The sequence below is a fragment of the Rhodoferax sp. UBA5149 genome (genome assembly GCF_002413825.1).
In the GTDB taxonomy this organism is placed as follows: domain Bacteria; phylum Pseudomonadota; class Gammaproteobacteria; order Burkholderiales; family Burkholderiaceae_C; genus Rhodoferax.
Genome location: NZ_DHXT01000031.1, coordinates 5,220 through 9,142, shown reverse-complemented (window position 1 = coordinate 9,142; position 3,923 = coordinate 5,220). Strand labels below are relative to the sequence as shown.

Annotated in this window: 5 protein-coding genes; all 5 read left to right on the top strand. The window is 61.8% G+C overall.

Annotation, left to right across the window (positions count from 1 at the left end):
* Window positions 1-864 (top strand): ATP-binding cassette domain-containing protein (locus B3V69_RS02485; protein WP_296443472.1); only part of this gene is annotated, 864 nt, incomplete at its 5' end.
* Complete coding sequence (locus B3V69_RS02480) at window positions 833-2,260, top strand: HlyD family type I secretion periplasmic adaptor subunit (protein ID WP_296443470.1); 1,428 nt, start codon at window positions 833-835, stop codon at window positions 2,258-2,260. The genes B3V69_RS02485 and B3V69_RS02480, both read left to right, overlap by 32 nt.
* Entirely contained in the window at window positions 2,257-2,793 is a 537-nt protein-coding gene (locus tag B3V69_RS02475; RefSeq protein WP_296443468.1) for a GNAT family N-acetyltransferase, read from the top strand. Before B3V69_RS02480 ends, B3V69_RS02475 begins: the two co-directional genes overlap by 4 nt.
* Before the next feature lie 95 nt (window positions 2,794-2,888).
* Window positions 2,889-3,386, top strand: a complete 498-nt coding sequence (locus tag B3V69_RS02470; RefSeq protein WP_296443466.1) for a DUF2846 domain-containing protein — start codon at window positions 2,889-2,891, stop codon at window positions 3,384-3,386.
* A gap of 34 nt (window positions 3,387-3,420) precedes the next feature.
* Window positions 3,421-3,882, top strand: coding sequence for a GNAT family N-acetyltransferase (locus tag B3V69_RS02465; RefSeq protein WP_296443464.1), 462 nt, complete (start codon window positions 3,421-3,423; stop codon window positions 3,880-3,882).
* Window positions 3,883-3,923: the final 41 nt, after the last annotated feature.

Here is a 3,923-nt window from a genome sequence, read left to right as displayed (position 1 = left end):
CAGCAAACCGGCATCTCGGTGGCCAGATTGGGCGACATCCTCAACACCCGCACCGAAGTGCCCCCCAGCAGCACGGCCCAGCTGCCCGCGCTCAAAGGCCGCATCACGCTTGACCAAGTCACCTTCAGGTATCGCCCGGAAGCGGCTCCGGTGCTGAACAGCATCAGCCTGGAGATCCAGGCCGGCGAGATCATCGGCATCGTCGGGAGATCGGGCTCCGGCAAGAGCACCCTGACCAAGCTGGTGCAGCGCCTCTACACCCCGGAGGGTGGCCGACTCTTGGTCGACGGCATCGACATCAGCCTGATCGACGCCGCGCAACTCAGACGACAAGTGGGCGTCGTGCTGCAGGAGAACCTGCTGTTCAACCGCTCCGTGCGCGAGAACATCGCCATCACCGACCCGGCCGCTCCGATCGAGGCCGTCATCCAGGTCGCGCAGCTGGCCGGTGCCCATGAGTTCATCAGCGAACTGCCCGAGGGCTACGACACGCTGGTCGGCGAGCAGGGCGGATCTTTAAGTGGTGGTCAACGCCAGCGCGTCGCCATTGCCAGAGCCCTCTTCACCAACCCGCGCATCCTGATCTTTGATGAAGCCACCAGCGCGCTGGACTACGAGAGCGAGGCCATCATCCAGCGCAACATGGCCCACATCTGTCGCGGCCGCAGCGTGCTCATCATCGCGCACCGCCTCTCCGCGGTCAGAAACGCGCACCGCATCATCGTGATGGACAAGGGCCAGATTGTGGAAGCCGGGCCGCATGACATTCTGGTGAAAAAGCAGGACGGCCTGTACGCCTACCTGTGGCGCATGCAGGACGGGGGCAGCCGATATGAAACACCCCCTCCGCCACCCCATTCGTGACCTGCTGGCCCGTTACCAAGCCATCTTCAATGCCGCCTGGGCGCACCGCGCCGAACTGGCCGGCCCGGCCCGCTTTGCCGATGAACTGGCCTTCCTGCCCGCCGCCCTGAGCCTGCAGGAAACCCCGGTGCACCCGGCACCGCGCCGCTTTGCCTGGGGCCTGATGATCCTGTTTGTACTGGCCTTGGTCTGGTCCTTCTTCGGCCAGGTCGACATCGTGGCCGTGGCGCCGGGGCGCATCATCGCCAGCGACCGCACCAAGGTGATCCAGCCTTTGGAGGCCAGCGTCGTGCGCAAAGTGCTGGTCAAGGACGGGGACAGGGTGCGGATGGGTCAGGTGCTGGTGGAACTTGACCCCACCATGGCCAGCGCCGACAAAGCCAATGTGCAAGAGCAGCTCAGGACACAAGCATCGGAAGTGATGCGCACCGGGGCTCTTCTGCAGTCGCTATCAAATATGAAGCTGCTCACGCCCGTGCTACGGGGGCTGCAGGCCGATTTGATCAAAGACCCGGCGACCCAGGCGCAATTGCAGTCCGAGTGGCAAGACATCAGCGCCAAGCTGGGCAAGCTCGACGCCGAAGCCGCGCGCCGCCAGGCAGAAACCGCCACCGTGCGGGAGACCATCGCCAAGCTGGAGGCCACCGTGCCGATGGCGCAAACGCGCGAGGCCGACTTCAAGCAGCTGGTGGCGCAAGGCTATATATCGAGCCACGCCACCCAGGACAAAACCAGAGAGCGCGTCGAGCTGGAGCGCGATCTGGCAACCCAGCGTGCCCGCCTCGCCGAAGCACTGTCCAGCGCCAAAGAAACGGAACAAGCCAAAGCCGCCTACCGGGCGGAAACCCTGCGCGCTTTGAGCGACCGCCAGGCCCAGGCGGCCAGCAAACACAGCCAGCTTGAATCCGACCAGACCAAGGCCAACCAAAGAGAAAAACTCACGCAGCTCACGGCGCCGGTGGCCGGGGTCATCCAGCAGCTGGCCATTCACTCCGTCGGCGGCGTCGTCACCAGTGCCCAGGCCTTGATGATCGTGGTGCCCGACAGTGCCACGGTGACGGCCGAGGTCAGCATTGCCAACCAGGACATCGGCTTTGTGAATGCCGGGCAAATGGCGGCGGTGAAGCTGGAGACCTTCCCCTACACCAGGTACGGCACGGTCGATGCACGAGTCGATGTGGTGACGGCCGATGCGGTGACGGATGAGAAGAAGGGTTCTTACTACCCGGCCACTTTGACCCTCTCGCAACGCGACATGCTGATCGACGGCAAGCGCGTGCACCTGAGCCCGGGCATGAACATCACGGCCGAGATCAAGACCGGGCAGCGACGGGTGATTGAGTATTTGCTGAGTCCGGTGCAACGGGCGGGTAGTGAGAGTTTGAGGGAGCGGTGACCGGAGTTGGGCATCAGCAGTTTGAAGATCTAAAAAATGAAGAAAACCAAATGACAAAAATTCGATTCGCGACGGCCGCCGACATACCGGCTTTGGTTGAGCTCGGTAAGGCCATTCACGGGGAAACCCGCCTGTCCCGGTTTCCATTCAACCCGAAGCGGCTGGCCGCTCAGTTTGAGTCCATTCTTTCGCCACCACGAAGTGACTACTGCGTGTTTGTGGCAGAGAAAGAAACGTTTGGCCTGGTCGGCCTCTTTTGGGGGCAGATCTCGCAATACTATTTTTCTGACGCCCTGGTTGCCACGGATTTCATGTTCTACGTCCGCCCTGAGCTTCGCGGCACACCGCTGGCCGTCAGGCTGATCCACGGCTTCAGGCAATGGGCCACCAACCGAGGTGCAGACGAAGTCTGTATCAACATGACGACGGGCATCGACATTGACCGATTCGACCGCTTCCTGCGGCACATGGGGTTTGACTACACGGGCGGCAACTACTCGCAATGGGTGGTGCGCGACGGCGCCGCGAAATGAATCACGTGGCACGGCGTGGCAGAGACCCGCCCGCTCCCCAAAAGACGAGTCACCCGCATTTTTTTTACAACTTTTATTAACCCCAAGGAAATCACATGTTCAAGTCATTCACGTCCCATACCGCAACTGCAACCGCAATCGCTGCCACGCGCCGCGCCGTTTTGGGCCTCGCCCTGCTGCCTGCGCTCATCGTGGCGGGCTGCGCCACGGCCACTGGCCCGGCGTTTACTGCGCTTGAAGCCCCGCCGGCGGGCAAGGCGCAACTCTATCTATACCGCAAGTCCGCGCTGTACGCGTCCGGGGCATCGTACGCAGTGACCAACGCCGCCACCAAAAAAGTCCTCGGCGAGCTGTTCAACGCCTCGTACCTCGTGCTGCCGCTGGACGCGGGCAAGCACGTGATCAGCGTGGATGAACGCGGTTTTGCCTCAGCCAAGAATTTTGAAGTGCAAGCCGAGGCGGGCAAAAGCTATTTCGTCGAATACGACTCGTCCAAAGGTCTGCTGTTGGGCTGGGGGCTGTTGTCTGGCAGTGCTGCCAAGACCGAGGTACAGGCCCTGGCAGACCTGAAAGACTTGCGGCGCGCGAATTGAACGGCTGCCGAATGCCAAAGACAAGCGCCACCTGATGCCCATTCGATTTGCCACTGTACAAGACATTGCCGCCCTGGTGGAGGGCGGCCGACGGATGCATGCGCATACCCGCTTCAAGGCGCTGGACTATGACCCGGTGCGCGTGGCGGCCACTTTTCGGCAACTGATCGAGCGGGGCCAGAGCAAATATGTATTCATGGTGGCCGAGGACACCGCGGGCCAGATGGTGGGCGCCCTGATTGCCGTGCTGGAACAGCACATCTTCAGCGCCCAGCTTACCGCCAGCGTGATGCATTACGACGTGCTGCCGGAAAAGCGCATGGGCGGCTACGGCGTGCGCTTGCTCAAAGCCTTTGAGCAATGGTGCAAGAACCGCAAAGTGGTGGAGATCAACCTGGGCATCAACAGCCTGACCGAGATGGACCGCGTGGGCCAGTTTGTGCGCAAGATGGGCTACAGCAAGACGGGTGAGAACTTCGTGAAAGGAAGCTTGTGAAATACGAAATTGACACCGGCTACCAAAAGCAGGTCGGCTGG

What these genes read in the sequence shown, in the direction of transcription:
- B3V69_RS02480 (WP_296443470.1), top strand. Translation starts at nt 833, where the DNA reads ATGAAACACCCCCTCCGCCACCCCATTCGTGACCTGCTGGCCCGTTAC.
- B3V69_RS02470 (WP_296443466.1), top strand. Translation starts at nt 2,889, where the DNA reads ATGTTCAAGTCATTCACGTCCCATACCGCAACTGCAACCGCAATCGCT.
- B3V69_RS02465 (WP_296443464.1), top strand. Translation starts at nt 3,421, where the DNA reads ATGCCCATTCGATTTGCCACTGTACAAGACATTGCCGCCCTGGTGGAG.